Genomic DNA, 17236 nt, shown 5'->3' on the forward strand with positions numbered 1-17236 from the left:
CCACGGCGCGCGGGCACGGGCGGGGCCGCGCGCTGGCCGCTGGCGATGGCGCACGAACCCGACGGCGCGCGGGCCGCGCCGGCGCGACGGAGCCCAGCCCCGAGATTGATCGCCGTACGCCCGGCGGCTATCGTGGGCTGGCTTTGCACCGGATTTTCCGCGAAGATCGCGCTGTTCACGGGATCCACGGTCCGGCGTGCGAGGGGACCGAGCCATGACGAGCACCGCGCCGACACACGACGAAGCCGAAGGGCTGGTGCGACCGGGGCAGGTCATCGCCGAGAAGTACCGCGTCGAGCGGGTGATCGGCGCCGGCGGGATGGGCGTCGTCGTCGCCGCGACCCACCTCCAGCTGGAGGAGCGGGTCGCGATCAAGCTGCTCCTGCCCGAGGCGGCGAAGTCGCGCACGCTCGCCGAGCGCTTCGTGCGCGAGGCGCGCGCCGCGGTGAAGGTCAAGAGCGAGCACGTGGCGCGCGTGACCGACGTCGGGACGCTCGACTCCGGCACGCCGTACATGGTGATGGAGTACCTGTCGGGCAGCGACCTCGCCGACGCGCTCCGCGCGGGCGGGCCGATGACCCCGCAGGCGGCCGTCGAGTACGTCCTCCAGGCCTGCGAGGCGCTCGCCGAGGCGCACGCCGCGGGCATCATCCACCGCGACCTCAAGCCGGCGAACCTGTTCCTCACGCGGCGCGCGGACAGCTCCCCGTGCGTGAAGGTGCTCGACTTCGGGATCTCGAAGGTGGCGACCGGCGGCTCCGACCCGCGGATCACCGACACGAAGGCCATCATGGGGTCGCCGCTCTACATGTCGCCCGAGCAGCTCAAGTCCTCGCGCGACGTCGACGCGCGCACCGACATCTGGTCGCTCGGCGTCATCCTGTTCGAGCTGCTCACCGGCGCGCCGCCGTTCGACGGCGCGACGATGCCGCAGCTCTGCGTGGCGATCATGCAGGGGATCCCGAGCCCCCTCGCCGCGTTCCGCTCCGACGTGCCCCCGGCGCTCGAGGCGGTGATCCGCAAGTGCCTGGAGAAGCTGCCGGAGCAGCGCTACCGCCACGTCGGGGAGCTGGCGGAGGCGCTCGCGCCGTTCGCGACCGGGCGGGCCCGGCTCTCCGTCGACCGGATCAGCGGGATCTCGCGGAGCTCGGGGCCCCCGCGGCCGGAGCTCCCCTCGGCGAGCGGGGTGACCTCGCCGACCGTGGTGAACACGTCGCTCAACACCTCGCCGACGTGGAGCGGGACGGTCGTGACGCGAAAGCGGCCGGTGGGGCTCGCCGTCGCGGCCGGCGCCTTCGTGTCGCTGATCGCCGCGGTCGCGGCCTTCGCGTTCCTGACGTCCCGCTCGCGCGGCGACGGCGCGGCGACGGAGGCGGCCGCCAGCGCCTCGGCCGCGCCGTCGCCGGCGGACGCCGCGGCACAGCCGGCGACCGCGCCCGCGTCGCTCTCACCGACCGTCACGCCCGGCGGCGCCGAGGCCCCCGCGCCGGTGGACGACCGCACGGCGGCGCCGGGCCCGGCCGAGATCGCCCCTGCGCCCCCCGCGGCGCCGGCCAGCGGCAAGCCCGCGGCGCCGCGCAGGCCGAGCGCCGCACCGCGACCTCCGGCCCCCACGCACGCCACGCAGCAGGCTCCGGCCACCCGGCCGCCCGCCGCCCCGGCCGCCGCGCCGTCCGGCGGCAACCTGTTCGACGATCGCAAGTGAGGACACCACCATGACGAGCCTGCCCGTGAAGCACCTCGGGCGCCTGCTGGCGCTCGCGATGTTCCTTGCCGCCCTCCTCTCGGGCGGCCGCGACGCGAGGGCCGACACGGCGGCCGCGCAGGCCCTGTTCGACGCGGCCAAGCAGCTGATGGCCCAGGGCAAATACGCCGACGCGTGCCCCAAGCTCGAGGAGAGCCAGCGGCTCGACCCGGGGATCGGCACGCAGTTCAACCTCGCTGCCTGCTACGAGCAGATCGGCCGGACGGCGAGCGCCTGGTCGATGTTCCTCGAGGTGGCCGGCGCGTCGAGGGCCGCCGGCCAGCTGGAGCGCGAGAAGGTCGCGCGGCAGCGCGCCGCCGCGCTCGAGCCGCGGCTCATCCGGCTGACGATCACGGCGCCGGCCGACTCCCCGGCCGACCTCCAGGTGAAGCGCGACGGCGCCCTCGTGGGGCGCGCGCAGTGGGGCACGCCGGTGCCCGTGGATCCCGGGAAGCACACGGTCGAGGCCTCCGCCGCCGGCCGAGCGCCGTTCGCGAGATCCATGGAGCTCACCCGGGCGGGCGCCTCGGAGACGCTGGCCATCCCGCCGCTGCCCGCGGGTGCGCCGGCGCGCGACGCAGCGCTCCCGCCGAGCGGCCCCGCCGCGCCTGCGGGCGCCGCCGCGCCCCCTCCGAGCGGCGCCCCGCTCGCGCCGGTCGCCGCGCACGCGCCGGCGCCCCCAGCCGCGCCGCTGACCAAGCGCCGCAACAAGGGGATGATGGTCACCGGCATCGTCCTGACGAGCCTCGGCACCATCGCCCTCCTGGGCGGGGGTCTTGTGATCGCCTCCACCCCCTCGTGCTCCGGCGACGGCTGCGAGTACGACCCCTCCAGCGACCCGTTCTCCGATGACGCGGGCTACGAGGAGGACGGCGCGGAAGGCGCCGGGGTCGGGCTCGTCGTCGGCGGGCTCGTCCTCGCCGGCGTCGGCATCCCGCTCGCCATCGTCGGCGGCCGCAAGGTGCCGGTGCAGCCCGAGAAGCAGGCTGCCTCCACGCCGGCGCCGCCGCCCGAGCTCGTCATCGGCCCGCGCTACGCCGGGCTCCGCTGGTCCATGTGAGGGGGCCGCGAGCGCTCATTCCGGATCGATGCGGTACACGGCGCCGCCGAGATCGACCACGTAGACCTCGCCGGCGCCGTCCTGCCCGAAGCTGGCGATGCTGTAGCCGAACGACCCGAGATCGTCCGTCCGGTCGACGGGCGCGGAGGCCACCCCGCCCTCATAGGTGAGCGTCCAGACCCTGCCGCTGCAGTAATCACCGTAGAAGTAGCTCCCCCGGAGCCACGGGATCCTGCTGCCCCGGTAGACGTAGCCGCCGGTGACCGAGCAATCCTCGATGACCCGCCCGGCGTGGCCGTACTCGACGGCAGGGAGCGTGATGGTCCCCTCGAGATCGCAGCTCTCCGCGGGGATGAAGCAGTGCGCGCCCTCCATCCGGCGCCAGCCGTAGTTCCTCCGTCCCTGCCCGGCCGGCTCGATGTTGATCTCTTCCCAGAGGCGGTGACCGACGTCCGCGATGTAGAGATCGCCCGTGCACGCGTCGAAGCTGAAGCGGTACGGGTTCCGCAAGCCATAGTCCCAGATCTCGGGCAGGACGCCTTCGCCCGTCATGTTCCCTTCCGGGATGCCGTACGGGTGTGTCGAGACGTCGAGGCGAAGGATCTTCCCGAGCAGCGTCGTGAGCGCCTGGCCATTGCCGATGTCGGCATGGTTGGGGCCGGCGTCGTTGTTGTCCCCGCCGTCGCCGAGCCCGAGATAGAGGAAGCCGTCGATCGGGCTGAACTCGAGCGAACCGCCGTTGTGGTTCCGATGTAGATCCACGACCTCGAGGTACGTGGCCACCGGGTCTGGACTGGCCACGTCCGGTCCCTCTCCCCGCGCGAACTCGACCACAAGCGCGTTGCCGCCCGTCGCCTTGTCCGTGTAGTGGACGAAGAAGCGACCGGTGTCCTCGTAATCCGGATGGAAGGCGAGCCCGAGCAGACCGCGCTCGCCGTTGTCATTGAACAGGACGCGATCCCGGATATCGAGAAACACCTTGGGCTCCGCCGCTCCGTCGTCGAGGACGAGGATCTGACCAGGCTGCGTCAGGAGGAAGAGCCGCGTGGGGTCGCCCGGCGCGGATTTCACGAGGAGCGGGTGATCGAGGCCGGAGACGACCGTCGTGAGCTTCAGCGCGCCCTCGTCCTCGCTCGGCGGCGCACAGCTGAATCCCGCCGCGGGCTCACCGCCGCCGCCGCCGCCAGCGCCGGTGCCGCCGCTGCCGCCAGCACCGCTCGCGCCCACCCCGCTGCCGCCAGCGCCGCTCGCGCCAGCCCCGCTGCCGCCACCCCCACTCGCGCCTGCTCCGCCGGCTGCGGCCGACGAGGTCCCGCCGGTCGTGCCGGGCGGCAGCGGAGAGATCGACTCCTCGCGCGAGCAGGCGATGAACGCGAGCTCGACCGCCAGAGAAAGCGCGAGGATCGGAAGGGGCGACAGGGCTGAGCTCGACGGCCTCATGGTCGGACGATATCGTAATCGAAGCCCAGGGCGGCGGAGATACGGTGTTGGAGGCACCCGCGCGCCCCGCCCGCCGCGCGCACGCCGGACGGCGCCGCTGCGGCCCCCCCTGACGCGCCTGTGCCGGCGTTCGGGGCGTGGCGAGATCGCGAAACGAGCCCCGCGATTCACGCATCGATATCGATGGAGCTGGCCCCATCGCCGCACTTCGAGCGAGGCCGAGCACACGAGAGCATGGCATCCGTTTTTCCGCGCTGGAGCAACACCGCTTTCCGACTCGCCATCGCCGCCGTCCTCCTCGGCGGCGCGGCGGCCGTGTCAGCGCCGATGATCTACGTGCGCTCGGACTGGAACACCGGGCGGCACCTGCCCGTGCAGCAGCCCGTGCAGTTCGACCACAGGCACCACGTGCAGGACGACGCCATCGAGTGCCGGTTCTGCCATCACACGGTCGAACGGACGGCCACGGCGGGCATGCCGGCGACAGCGGACTGCATGGGCTGCCACAGCCAGATCTGGAATCAGAGCCCCAAGCTCGAGCTCGTCCGGAACAGCTATTTCTCGGACACGCCGATCGTCTGGAACCGCGTCAACGACGTGCCCGACTTCGTCTATTTCAACCACGCGATCCACGTGAACAAGGGCGTCGGCTGCGTGACGTGCCACGGCCGCGTGGATCAGATGCCCGAGGTCCGCCAGGTGACGCCGATGACGATGGGCTGGTGCCTCGAGTGCCACAGGGCGCCGGAGCGCCACCTCCGCCCGCTCTCCGCGATCACGGACATGGACTGGGACCCCGGCCCCGACGCGGAGCGGATCGGCCGGCAGATCGCGCAGCAGCTCGGCGTGCGGCACCTCGTCCACTGCTCGGCCTGCCACAGGTGAGCGCGCGCGGGCGCGAACGGAGCGACACACAGGGGATCATCGAGGAGCGACCAGGACACCTACGAGAGCGCGAGAGGACGAGGGGCCATGGGCGGCCAGCAGCGGAGCGCCGTCAGGGCGGCGGCGCGGATCCAACGATGACCTGAAGAGGGACGATGGCTGATCAGAAACAGATCCCGTGGAGCGCCGCGCTCGACGGCAAGACGGGTAAAGCGTACTGGCGCAGCCTCGCGGAGCTCCTCGAGTCACCAGAGCTCCTCGAGGCCGCGGCGCGGGAGCTCCCGGCGGGCGCGGGCGCTCCGGCCACGATGAGCCGGCGGCGCTGGCTCGAGCTCCTCGGCGCGAGCATGGCGCTCGCCGGCGTGTCCGGGTGCAGAGCGAGGGCTGGGGACAACATCGTCCCTTACGTGACGACGCCGCCCGAGGTGACGCCGGGCGTGCTCCGGTATTACGCCACCAGCCTGGATCTCGACGGGTTCGCGACGGGCGTCCTCGTCGAGAGCCACGAGGGGCGGCCGACGAAGGTCGAGGGCAATCCGCTGCACCCGGCGAGCCTCGGCGCGACCGGCGTCTACGAGCAAGCGTCGGTGCTCGGCCTCTACGATCAGCACCGCGCGCGCGCGGCGCGCCGCGGCGCGGCCCCGGCGACGTGGCGCGCGTTCGTCCAGCAGTTCGAGGGCGCCCGGAGCGATCGCGGCGCCGGGCTCCGGTTCGTCCTTCGGCCCACCGGCTCTCCGCTCCTCCTCGACCTCATCGGCCGCGTGAAGGCGCGCTATCCGGCGGCCCGGTTCACGTTCCACGCGCCCGCTCGGTCGGCGCACCCGGCGCGCGGGGCCGAGCTCGCCTTCGGCGCTCCGCTCCAGGCGCAGTACGACTTCCGGACAGCCGACGTCATCCTCGCGCTCGACGCCGACTTCCTCGCGTCGATGCCGTTCAGCGTGCGGTATTCGCGCCAGTTCGCGGAGCGCAGGCGCATCGGCTCGCCGACAGGCACCATGAACCGGCTCTATGTGATCGAGCCCGGGCTGACCCCGACGGGGAGCATGGCCGATCACCGCCTGCGCAAGCGGCCGAGCGACGTGCCGGCGATCGCCGCGGCGATCGCGGCCGAGCTGCTCCTGAGCGGGGGCGCTCGCCCGGGGCTCATGCCTCCCCAGGCGCTCGGCGCGCTCGATCCGCTCCGGGCGCGGGTCAGCGAGGCGGAGAGGCGCTTCGCCCGGGCGGTGGCGCGCGACCTCGCGCGCGGGGGCGCGGCGAGCGTCGTCGTCGCGGGGGAGCGGCAGCCTCCCGGGGTGCACGCGCTCGCGCACCTCATGAACGCGGCGCTCGGCAACGACCGCGCGGCCTGGAGCACCGCGGGGACCTTGATCACGGCGGGCGCCGCCGAGCAGGACCTCATGGCGCTCGCCGAGGAGCTCCGCCGCGGCGCCGTCGATACCCTCGTGCTCCTCGAGAGCAACGTGGTGTACACGGCGCCCGCGGATCTCGAGCTCGCGGCGCGGCTCCCCTCCGTCCCGAGCCGGGTCTACCTCGGGCTCTACGAGGACGAGACCGCCGCGGGCTGCGACTGGTTCGTTCCCGCCGCGCACGATCTCGAGGCCTGGGGAGACGCGCGCGCGTACGACGGCACGAGCTCGCTGATCCAGCCGCTCATCGAGCCGCTCTTCCAGGGCAGGACCGCCGCCGAGGTGCTCGCGGTGTTCGCGGGCGAGACGCAGAAGAGCGCGCGCGACCTCGTGCGCGACGCCTGGGCCGCGCGCCGGGGCGGCGCCGATTTCGATGCGTTCTGGGAGGACGCGCTCCGGCGCGGGCTCGTCGAGGGCACCGCGGCCCCGCGCGAGGACGCCAAGCTGCGGCTCGACGGGGTGACCGCGGCGCTCGCGCAGCTCGTGGCGGCGGCCCCGCCGAAGGCGGACGCCATCGAGGTCGCCTTCTCGGCCGACGCGAGCGTCTATGACGGCCGGTTCGCCAACAACCCGTGGCTCCTCGAGCTGCCCGATCCCATGACCAAGCTCACCTGGGACAACGCCGCGCTGCTCAGCCCGGCGACGGCGAAGGCGCTCGGCCTCGAGAGCGAGGATGTCGTCGATCTCGAGCTCGGGGGGCGAACGATGTCGATACCGGTCCTCGTCGCGCCGGGGCACGCCGACGGCACGGTGTCGCTCTCGCTCGGTTACGGGCGCAGCGGCGCCGAGTCGATCGCCGCGGGGGTGGGGTCCGACGCGTACCGGCTCCGCACCACGGCCGCGCCCTTCTTCGCGGCAGGCGTCTCGGTGACGAAGCGGCCGGACCAGAAGCACAAGCTCGCCCTGACGCAGCGGCACTGGAGCCTGGAGGGGCGCCCCATAGCGCTCTCGGTCCCCCTCGCCGTCTACCGCGAGCACCCCGGCTTCACGGAGGCGCTCAAGGGGCCACAGCCGTCCCTCATGCCCCCGATGCCTCCCCCCGGGGCGCCGAAGGACCAATGGGCCATGACGATCGATCTCACGATCTGCACCGGCTGCAGCGCGTGCGTCGCCGCGTGCCAGGCCGAGAACAACGTCGTCGTGGTGGGCAAGGAGGAGGTCCTGAACAGCCGCGAGATGCACTGGCTCCGCATCGACACGTACGTGGTGGACAACCCGCGAGACCCGAGCGCCCCGGCCGTCGTCCACCAGCCCATGCTGTGCCAGCACTGCGAGAAGGCGCCGTGCGAGTACGTGTGTCCCGTGAACGCGACGACGCACAGCCCCGACGGGCTCAACGAGATGACGTACAACCGCTGCGTCGGGACGCGGTTCTGCTCGAACAACTGCCCGTACAAGGTCCGCCGCTTCAACTGGTTCGATTACGGCGAGCTCCGCGCGTACAACACGGGGCTCACGAAGCTCCAGCGCAACCCCGACGTGACGGTGCGGGAGCGCGGCGTGATGGAGAAGTGCACCTATTGCGTCCAGCGGATCCGCCGGGCGGAGATCGCCGCGCGGGTGGAAGACCGCGCGATCCGCCCCGGAGAGGTCGTCACCGCGTGCCAGCAGGCCTGTCCGACGCAGGCGATCCAGTTCGGCTCCCTCGCGCACGGAGAGACAGCGATGGTGGCGTGGCGGGGCGAGCCGCGGAGCTACGCGGTGCTCCACGACCAGGGCACCCGGCCGAGGACCATGTACCTCGCGCGCGTCGACAACAAGAACCCGGAGCTCGACGAGCCGTGACGGAGCCCCTCATCCTCGGCCGGCCGACCGACGAGCAGCTCTCCGAAGAGCTCCTGTCGGTCGTCTGGAAGCCGCGGTCCAGGCTGTGGTGGGCGGCGTTCGCCCTGACCGGCGCCGGGACGGTCGTGCTCGCGCTCGCCGTCCTCTACACCGTCACCACCGGCATCGGTGTCTGGGGAAACAACATCCCGGTGGGCTGGGCGTTCGGGATCATCAACTTCGTGTTCTGGATCGGCATCGGCCACGCGGGGACGTTCATCTCCGCGATCCTGCTCCTCCTGGAGCAGCGCTGGCGCACGAGCATCAACCGGTTCGCGGAGGCGATGACCCTCTTCGCCGTCGTCCAGGCGGGCCTCTTTCCGCTCCTGCACCTCGGCCGGCCGTGGTTCGCCTACTGGCTCGTCCCCTACCCCGCGACCCTGAGGGTATGGCCCCAGTTCAAGAGCGCGCTGCCGTGGGACGCCGCGGCCGTGTTCACGTACTTCACTGTCTCTCTCGTCTTCTGGTACATCGGGCTCGTCCCCGACTTCGCGGCCCTCCGCGACCGGGCTCCGAACCGCCTCCGCCGGGTCGTCTACGGCGTCCTGTCGCTCGGCTGGCGCGGCTCCGCCGCCACCTTCCGTCACTACCGGCTCCTCTACGGGTTGCTCGCCGGGCTCGCGACGCCGCTCGTGCTCTCGGTGCACTCGATCGTGAGCACCGATTTCGCGATGGCGCTCGTCCCGGGCTGGCACTCGACCATCTTCCCCCCGTTCTTCGTCGCCGGGGCCATCTTCTCCGGGTTCGCGATGGTGCTGACGCTGCTCATCCCGGCGCGCCGCATCTTCCACCTGGGGAACGTCGTCACCCAGCGCCACATCGACAACCTGAGCAAGCTGGCGCTCGTCACCGCCTGGATCGTCATCTACGCGTACATCATCGAGCTCTTCGCCGCCTGGTACAGCGGATCGGCGTACGAGATCCACCAGTTCTTCGTCGCGCGCCCCGCCGGGCCGAACGCCGCGATCTTCTGGGCGCAGATGATCTGCAACGTGCTCGTCCCCCAGCTGCTCTGGTTCCCGCGGGTCCGGAGGAACATGCCCTTGCTCTGGGTCATCTCGATCCTCGTGAACGTCGGGATGTGGTCCGAGCGGTTCGTGATCATCGTCATGGGGCTGCAGCGCGAGTTCATCCCGTCGGCGTGGCACGCCTACCACCCGACGTTCGTCGATATCTCGATGTTCATCGGGACGATCTGCTTCTTCCTGCTGCTCGTCCTGATCTTCCTCCGCCTCTTCCCGTTCATCCCCGTGGCCGAGGTCAAGGAGCTGAACCACGAGCTCAGCCACAAGGAGGATCACTGAGATGAGGAGAGGATTGCTCGCCGAGTTCGAGACGCCCGAGGCGATGCTCCGGGCGATCGCGGAGCTCAGGAGCCGGGGATACCGGCGGCTCGACGCGTTCACGCCGTACCCGATCCACGGCATCGACGAGGCGCTCGGGCTCCGCCGCTCGCCGCTCAACTGGATCATCCTGCCCTTCGCGCTCGCGGGCACCGCGGGCGGCTACCTCGTCCAGTGGTTCTGCAATGCGTTCGACTACCCGCTCATCGTGGGCGGGCGGCCCGCGCACGCGGCCCTGGCCTTCATACCGATCACCTTCGAGATGATGGTGCTCTCGGCCGCCCTCACCGGGTTCGTCGTGCTGCTCGTCCTCTCGCGGCTGCCCGAGCTCTGGCACCCTGTGTTCGACGTCCCCGGGTTCGAGCGCGCCTCCATCGATCGGTTCTGGGTCGGCATCGACGCCCGCGATCCAGCGCTCATCAGCCCCATCACCGAGCGAGATCTCACCGATCTCGGCGCCGTCACCGTGGCCTGGGCCGGAAAGAACGGAAAGGAGCGCTCATGACGCGCGGACGGCTCCTCTCGCTCTCCTGCCTGGCCGCGGCGCTCTGCCTCTCGTGCACGCCGGTGACCACCGCCGACGCCGAGCCCGGCGACGCTGACCTCTTGGATCTCGAGCGCATGCTCAGGCAGCGGCGCTTCGCGCCCTACCAGCCGACAGACCTCTTCGACGACGGCTCGGCCATGCGCCACCCGCCGGCGGGCGCCGTGCCGAGCGACCGCGTGACCGGCGCTCCCGGGCTCACCCACGGGTTCACGGGCGAAACGTACGTGGCGCGCATCCCGGTCCCGGTGACCATCGAGCTGCTCCAGTACGGGAAGGAGCGCTTCGAGATCCACTGCGCCGCCTGCCACGGGGTCGCCGGAGATGGCGAGTCGGAGGTCGCGCGCAACATGACGCTGCGGCGCCCGCCGTCCCTCGTCGACCCGCGCGTGCAGGCGTTCCCGCCCGGCCGCATCTACCGGGTCATCGTCGAGGGCTACGGCCTCATGCGCTCGTACGAGACGCAGGTCCCGCTGATGGAGCGCTGGGCGATCGTGGGCTATGTGAAGGCACTCGGGAAGAGCCGCGCCACCGCGCTCGACGCGCTCCCCCCGCCCCTCCGCGAGCGCGCCCGGAAGGAGCTCCAGTGAACCGGCGATTCCCCATCTTCCGGGGCGGCCGCGCGATCGTGTCGAGGTCCCTCGGCCTCGCGCTCCTCGGCGCCCTGCTCCTCGTCGTCGGCGCGTTCGTGGACCGGGAGCGGCTCTTCTACGCCTACCTCGCGGCCTACGCCTTCGCCGTGACCACGGCGGTCGGGGCGCTCCTGTTTCTCATGATCTGCCACGCCATGGCCGCGACATGGCCTGTGGCCGTCCGCCGCCTCGCGGAGGCGATCGTCGGGACGCTGCCGCTCCTCTGCGCGCTGTTCGTCCCGCTCCTGTTCGGCCTCGGCGCGCTCTACGGGGAGTGGCTCCGCCCCGAGTCGATCCCCGACGAGCACGTCCGATCCATCGTGCTCCACAAGACGCCTTACCTGAACCTCCCCTTCTTCCTCGTGAGGACGGGGATCTACTTCACGGTGTGGCTCGTCTTCGGCGCCCTGCTCCGGCGCGGCTCGATCCAGGGCGACGCGACCCCGGCGCTCGCGGACAGCCGGCGTCTCCGCGTGATCAGCGTCGCCGGCCTCCCGCCCGTCGCGCTCACGCTCTCGTTCGCGGCCTTCGACTGGCTCATGTCCCTCGCGCCGACGTGGGTGTCGACGATGTTCCCCGTCTACGTGTTCGCCGGCGGCTTCGTCGCGTCGATCGCGCTGCTCACGGTGCTCGCGTTCGCCGCCGAGCGCGCCGGGCTCCTGCCCGGGCTGAACGCGTCGCACTACTACGCGCTCGGCCGGCTCCTCCTCGCGTTCACCATCTTCTGGGCCTACGCCGCGTTCTTCCAGCTCCTGCTGATATGGATCGCGAACAGGCCCGAAGAGGTGGAGTTCTACGTCCTCCGCTCCCACGGCCCGTGGGCGGTCGTGTCTCTCATCCTCGTGCTCACGCGGTTCGTGATCCCCTTCCTGATCCTGCTCAACTACAGGATCAAGCGGCGCCCGGCCTGGCTGTCGGCCGTCGCCGCCTGGATCTTCGTCGCGCATTACCTCGACATGCACTGGCTCGTCGCGCCCGAGGCGCCCGGCGCTCGCGCGCCATTCCACTGGCTCGACGCGGCGGCGCTCCTCGCCGTGGTCGGCTCGTGCGTCGCGTTCACCGTGCTGCGGGTGCGCGGCAAGCCGCTCGTCCCCGTCAACGACCCGGCGCTGCCGGCCGCCTTCCGCTACGAGAGCGTATGACGTCCAACTATCGCCGCCCCGACGTGCACCAGGAAGAGGATGTCGTCCAGTGGAAGACGATCCTCGCCGTCGCGCTCGCCGTCGTCGTGATCTTCATCGTCCTGGGGCTCTGGGCCTGGATGCTCATGCGCGGGCGCGAGGCGGAGCTCCGCCCCGCGGGGAGGAGCGCCGAGCGCGGCCGTGAGATCTCCCTGCCGCGCGGCGAGGTGGCCGGGGTGGATCAGCGCATCTTCCGGCGCGAGGAGATGGGCGAAGAGGGCGTCGGTACGGCGCTGAACCGCCGGAAGCGCGAGGAGCTCGGCCGCTTCGGCTGGGTCGACCGCAGCCGCGGGCTCGCGCAGATCCCGATCGAGGACGCGATGAATCTCGTCGTGGAGGAGAGCCGCTGATGAGGATGCAACACCTGTCCACGACGGCGTTCCTCGCGCTCGTGCTCGCGCGCGCGCCGATCGCGGCCGCCGCCGATCCGCCGTCGCTCCCGCCCGCCGCGCGCGAGGCCGACATCGAGGAGCGCCTCGGGAGCGCCATCGACACGGCGCTCCACTTCACCGACATGGACGGGCGGCGCGCCCCGCTCGCCGAGCACTTCGACGGGCGGCGGCCGGTCCTCCTGGTCCTCGCCTATTACCGCTGCCCGACGCTCTGCGGCCTCGTGCTGCGCGGCCTGGTCGCCGGCATGGCGAAGCTCGATTACCGGCTGGGCGAGGACTACCGCGCGCTCACGGTGAGCTTCGATCCGCGGGACACCCCGGCCACGGCGGCTCGGAAGAGGACAGCCGCGCTGTCGGCCCTCGGCCTGGCCGGCGCGCCGACGCCGGAGACCTGGCCCTTCCTGACCGGCGCGCTGCCCGAGATCCGCGCGCTCGCCGGCGATCTCGGCTTCCGGTTCGCGTACGACCCCCGGACGGAGCAGTACGCGCACCCCGCCGCCGTCTTCGTCCTCACGCCCGAGGGCCGCATCTCGCGGATCCTCTATGGCATCGAGTTCTCCCCCCTCGATCTCCGCCTCTCGCTCCTCGAGGCGAGCCGGGGGCAGATAGGCACCCCGCTCGAGCGCGTGCTCATGACGTGTTATCGCTACGACCCCGCGAGCCGCCGATACGGCCCTTATGTGGCCGGCTTCCTGAGGCTCGGCGGGGCCGCCATCCTGACCTGGGTCGCCGCGGTGGTCGCCTTCTTCGGCTGGCAAGGGCGGCGGCGCAGGAGACAGGAGCGCGCGCGATGAACGAACTCTTGCGCCAGCTGCTCTTCTTGCCCGAGCAGCGCTCCTCGCTGGCCCGCGAGATCGACGGGCTGCACTACTTCGTCATCCTGGTGACGATGGGCGGCGCCGCCCTCATCACGCTCATCGGCGGGTATTTCCTGATCCGCTATCGCCGGCGGCTCCAGGACACGCCGCGGCCGCACCCCGGGGTGTTCGCGCGGCCGGCGCTCTTCCTCGAGACGGTGTCGCTCTTCGCGCTGGGCTTCCTCTTCCTCACGTTCTGGACCATCGGCACGCGCCAGTTCGCCGACCTGCGCACGGCGCCGGACGACGCGCTCGACGTCTATGTCACGGGGAAGCAGTGGATGTGGAAGTTCGGTTATCCGGGGGGAGACAGCGAGATCTCGGTGCTCTACGTCCCCGCGCACAGGCCGGTCCGGCTCATCATGACGTCGCGCGACGTCATCCACAGCTTCTACGTGCCCGCGTTCCGCATCAAGCAGGACGTCATCCCTGGCCGGTACACCACGGCCTGGTTCGAGGCGAACGAGCCCGGCGCTTACCCCATCCTCTGCACGGAGTTCTGCGGCACGAGCCACTCCGAGATGCGCGGCCAGGTGATCGCGCTCGACCCGGTCGACTACGAGCGCTGGCTCGCGGGCGGCCTGGCGAGCGCCCCGGCGTTCGCGCAGGAGGCCGCCGCCGAGGCGGAGAACGAGCTCGCCGAGGCGGAGCCGACGATGCCGAGCCGCGGCGAGCGCGCCGCCGCGAAGCACGGCTGTCTCCGCTGCCACACCCTCGACGGAACACCGCACGTCGGCCCGAGCTGGGCCGGGCTCTACCGCGCTGTCGTGCCGCTCGAGTCCGGCGGCGAGCGCGCCGCCGACGAGGCCTACATCACGGAGTCGATCATGGATCCGCTCGCCGCGCTGCACCGCGGGTTCCCGCCGGTCATGCCGTCCTATCTCGGACAGATCGCGCCGCCCGACGTCGCCGCGATCATCGAGCTCATGAAATCGATCCGCGACGTCCCTCACGGCCCCGACGTGCCGTGGGACGGCGGGGTCCCTGGGAGCAGCGTCACGCCGGAGGGGGTAGCGCCATGATCGCCCACGAGGTCGAGGGGACAGCGCCCGTCCACGGCGCGCACGAGGTCGATTATCTCCGCGCCGGCGCGGGCGTGCGGTCGTGGCTGCTCACGACCGATCACAAGCGCATCGGGATCATGTTCTACGTGCTCGTGGCGCTGATGCTCCTGCTCGGCGGCGCGTTCGCGCTGGTCCTCCGGACCGAGCTCCTGACCCCCGGGCCCACCGTGATCAGCGCGGCGGTCTATAACCGCATGTTCACGCTCCACGGCGTGGTCATGGTCTGGCTCTTCATGATCCCGTCGATCCCGAACATCTTCGGGAACTTCGTCCTCCCGCTCATGATCGGCGCCAAGGATCTCGCCTTCCCGCGCCTCAACCTGGCGAGCCTCTACGTCTACGCGATCGGCGCCGTCATCACGCTGGCGGCGACGATCGCCGGGGGCGCCGACACCGGCTGGACGTTCTACCCGCCGTACAGCACGACGACGCCCGCGGGCGTCCTCCCGGTCGTGATCGGCATCTTCATCCTCGGCGCCTCGTCGATCATGACGGCGGTGAACTTCATCGCCACGACCCACACGATGCGCGCCCGCGGGATCAGCTGGGGACGCGTGCCGCTCTTCGTGTGGGCCATCTACAGCACGAGCATCATCATGCTGCTCGCGACGCCCGTCCTCGGCCTGACGATCCTGCTCGTCGGGCTGGACCACATCTACCATTTCGGCGTCTTCGATCCGACGCTCGGCGGCGATCCCGTGCTGTTCCAGCACCTGTTCTGGTTCTACTCCCACCCTGCCGTCTACATCATGGTGCTCCCGGCGCTCGGGGTCATCAGCGAGGTGGTCTGCACCTTCGCGCAGCGGCAGCCGGCGTCCTACTGGGCGATCGCCCTCTCGTCGTTCGGCATCGCGTTGATCGGGTTCGCGGGGTGGGGGCACCACATGTTCGTGGCCGGGATGAGCGAGCTCGACGCCGGGATCTTCGGCGCGTTCTCGATGTTCATCGCGATCTTCTCCGCCATCAAGGTCTTCACCTGGGTGGCGACGCTGCACAAGGGGGCCATCCAGTTCAACACCCCGATGCTCTATTTCTTCTGGTTCCTGTTCCTCTTCGTCTTCGGCGGCATGACGGGCGTCGCCGTGGCCACGCAGTCGCTCGACGTCCACTGGCACGACACCTATTTCGTCGTCGCCCACTTCCATTTCATCATGGTGGGCGGCACGCTCACCGCGTTCCTCGCGGCGGCGCACTACTGGTTCCCCAAGATGTTCGGCCGCGCCTACTCGGAGCCGATGGGGCTGCTCACGTCGTTCGGGGTGTTCCTTGGGTTCATCCTGACGTTCCTCCCCCAGTTCCTGGCGGGCAACGCCGGGATGCCGCGCCGCTATTACAGCTATCCGGCGGAGTACCAGTGGCTGAACGTCCTCTCGACGGGCGGGGCCTACCTGCTCGCGGGCGCGCTCGTGCTCGCGCTGGTGAACCTCCTCATCGCCCTGCGCTGGGGGCCGCGCGCCAGCGCCAATCCATGGAGGTCCCGGAGCTACGAGTGGATGACGCCGCCCGTCCCGCCGGAGCACAACTTCCCCGTGACGCCGGTCATCGATCGCGGCCCGTACGACTACCACCTGACCGAAGAGGAAGCCCATGCCCGAGTCTCAACCGCCCGCTGAGCAGCTCGCGCCGGCGCGGCTGGCCATGCAGTTCGAGGATCTCGAGAAGCAGACCCACGCCGCGCATTTCGGCATGTGGATCTTCCTCGCCAGCGAGGTCCTGCTCTTCGCCGGGCTCTTCGCCCTCTACGCCTCCTACCGCGCGGTCTTCGGCCACGAGTTCAGCGCCGGCGTCGCGCACAACAACGCCGTCATCGGGACCGCGAACACCGCGATCCTCCTGACGAGCAGCCTGCTCGTCGCGCTGAGCGTCTACGCCGTGCGCCTCGACCGGCCCACGATGGCCGGCCGCCTCCTGCTCGGCGCCATCGCGCTCGGCCTCGCCTTCCTCGCGCTGAAGGGCGTCGAGTACACCCAGCACTTCCACGAGGGGATCTTCCCCGGCGCGGCCTACCGCTTCGAGGAGCTCCCGTATGCCGGCGCGAAGATGTTCTTCACCCTCTATTTCCTGACGACCGGGCTCCATGCGATCCACGTCACGGCGGGGCTCGTGGTCCTCGGCTGGCTCACGTGGGGGTGCTTCCGGCGCCGGTACGGCGCGGGCAACGACACGCACATCGAGCTCGGCGGCCTCTACTGGCACCTGGTCGACGTGATCTGGATATTCCTCTGGCCGATGCTCTACCTGATGCACTGATGCACCGCTAACGGCACGTTGCGCCCATGACCGTCAAGCACCTCTCCTCGCGGACCTACGTGATCGTCTGGCTCCTCCTGATGGGGCTGACGCTCGCGTCGTACCTCCTCTCGCTGGCCCACCTCGGCGCGGCCGACGTCGTCGCGGCGCTGCTCATCGCCACGGTGAAGACGCTGCTCGTGCTGCTCTTCTTCATGCACCTCATCGAGCAGCGCTTCACGAACGCCCTCCCCATGATCGTGGCGGCGCTCCTCGTCGGCCTGATGCTCACGCTGATGCTCAGCGACGTGACGAGCCGCCAGGCGATCATGCAGCGGCCGACCCCGCTGCCCCGGCCGCCCGCGGCCACGCCTCGATGACGGCCGCGCCCCGGTGATCCGTCCGTCGCGCGAGCGCGCCCGCCGGCGGGGGCCGTAGCGGGCCGCCGTCGCATCAGCGCCTGCCGCTGAATCGGCTCATGGCCCGAGCGCGAGAGCGCTCGCGGGCTCCCACGAGCGTTGTGAAAACACACACCCGGAACGTCATTTTCCTTTCCTGCTGACAAACCTCGCCTCCGGGCCCGCCATGGATCGCCCTGGCACCTCGCTTGCTCGACCAGCCGTGGAGCGCGCGAG

General features: G+C 71.1%; 15 protein-coding genes. 14 read left to right on the forward strand and 1 reads right to left on the reverse strand.

Features of this window, described 5'->3' with window-relative positions; translation table 11 throughout:
• Positions 1-214 precede the first annotated feature (214 nt).
• On the forward strand, positions 215-1705 hold the full coding sequence (locus WMF44_RS24555) for a serine/threonine-protein kinase (RefSeq protein ID WP_437292459.1): 1491 nt from the start codon (positions 215-217) through the stop codon (positions 1703-1705).
• 10 nt (positions 1706-1715) lie between these two features.
• The gene (locus WMF44_RS24560; protein WP_437292460.1) at positions 1716-2804 is read left to right on the forward strand and encodes a hypothetical protein; all 1089 of its coding nucleotides are present in this window, start codon (positions 1716-1718) and stop codon (positions 2802-2804) included.
• Between the two features lie 15 nt (positions 2805-2819).
• On the opposite strand, the gene WMF44_RS24565 is transcribed toward WMF44_RS24560, so the two are convergent.
• A complete protein-coding gene (locus WMF44_RS24565; protein WP_437292461.1) occupies positions 2820-4244 on the reverse strand; it encodes a PQQ-dependent sugar dehydrogenase in 1425 nt (474 codons plus the stop codon).
• A gap of 234 nt (positions 4245-4478) precedes the next feature.
• Here WMF44_RS24565 and WMF44_RS24570 point away from each other — a divergent pair, with 234 nt between their 5' ends.
• The 12 genes from WMF44_RS24570 (at position 4479) to WMF44_RS24625 (ending at position 16981) form a co-directional block, all read left to right on the forward strand.
• Positions 4479-5129 (forward strand): cytochrome c3 family protein, encoded by a 651-nt coding sequence (locus tag WMF44_RS24570; RefSeq protein ID WP_437292462.1) that lies wholly within the window; start codon positions 4479-4481, stop codon positions 5127-5129.
• A gap of 155 nt (positions 5130-5284) precedes the next feature.
• A complete protein-coding gene (locus WMF44_RS24575; protein ID WP_437292463.1) occupies positions 5285-8320 on the forward strand; it encodes a TAT-variant-translocated molybdopterin oxidoreductase in 3036 nt (1011 codons plus the stop codon).
• Entirely contained in the window at positions 8317-9663 is a 1347-nt protein-coding gene (nrfD, locus tag WMF44_RS24580; RefSeq protein WP_437292464.1) for an NrfD/PsrC family molybdoenzyme membrane anchor subunit, read from the forward strand. The genes WMF44_RS24575 and nrfD overlap by 4 nt, the downstream gene beginning before the upstream one ends.
• A 1-nt stretch (position 9664) precedes the next feature.
• On the forward strand, positions 9665-10207 hold the full coding sequence (locus tag WMF44_RS24585) for a DUF3341 domain-containing protein (RefSeq protein WP_437292465.1): 543 nt from the start codon (positions 9665-9667) through the stop codon (positions 10205-10207).
• Positions 10204-10836, forward strand: coding sequence for a c-type cytochrome (locus tag WMF44_RS24590; protein WP_437292466.1), 633 nt, complete (start codon positions 10204-10206; stop codon positions 10834-10836). The genes WMF44_RS24585 and WMF44_RS24590 overlap by 4 nt, the downstream gene beginning before the upstream one ends.
• On the forward strand, positions 10833-12020 hold the full coding sequence (locus WMF44_RS24595) for a hypothetical protein (RefSeq protein WP_437292467.1): 1188 nt from the start codon (positions 10833-10835) through the stop codon (positions 12018-12020). Before WMF44_RS24590 ends, WMF44_RS24595 begins: the two co-directional genes overlap by 4 nt.
• A complete protein-coding gene (locus WMF44_RS24600; protein ID WP_437292468.1) occupies positions 12017-12409 on the forward strand; it encodes a hypothetical protein in 393 nt (130 codons plus the stop codon). The genes WMF44_RS24595 and WMF44_RS24600 overlap by 4 nt, the downstream gene beginning before the upstream one ends.
• Entirely contained in the window at positions 12409-13245 is an 837-nt protein-coding gene (locus WMF44_RS24605; protein WP_437292469.1) for an SCO family protein, read from the forward strand. Before WMF44_RS24600 ends, WMF44_RS24605 begins: the two co-directional genes overlap by 1 nt.
• A complete protein-coding gene (gene coxB / locus WMF44_RS24610) occupies positions 13242-14330 on the forward strand; it encodes a cytochrome c oxidase subunit II (protein WP_437292470.1) in 1089 nt (362 codons plus the stop codon). Before WMF44_RS24605 ends, coxB begins: the two co-directional genes overlap by 4 nt.
• A complete protein-coding gene (locus WMF44_RS24615) occupies positions 14327-15985 on the forward strand; it encodes a cytochrome c oxidase subunit I (protein ID WP_437292471.1) in 1659 nt (552 codons plus the stop codon). Before coxB ends, WMF44_RS24615 begins: the two co-directional genes overlap by 4 nt.
• Entirely contained in the window at positions 15960-16622 is a 663-nt protein-coding gene (locus WMF44_RS24620) for a cytochrome c oxidase subunit 3 (RefSeq protein WP_437292472.1), read from the forward strand. Before WMF44_RS24615 ends, WMF44_RS24620 begins: the two co-directional genes overlap by 26 nt.
• 26 nt (positions 16623-16648) lie before the next feature.
• Positions 16649-16981 carry a cytochrome C oxidase subunit IV family protein gene (locus WMF44_RS24625; protein ID WP_437292473.1) on the forward strand — a complete coding sequence of 111 codons (333 nt, stop codon included), beginning with the start codon at positions 16649-16651 and terminating at the stop codon, positions 16979-16981.
• Positions 16982-17236: the final 255 nt, after the last annotated feature.

It is taken from the genome of Sorangium sp. So ce426 (assembly GCF_051475585.1).
In the GTDB taxonomy this organism is placed as follows: domain Bacteria; phylum Myxococcota_A; class Polyangia; order Polyangiales; family Polyangiaceae; genus Sorangium; species Sorangium cellulosum_B.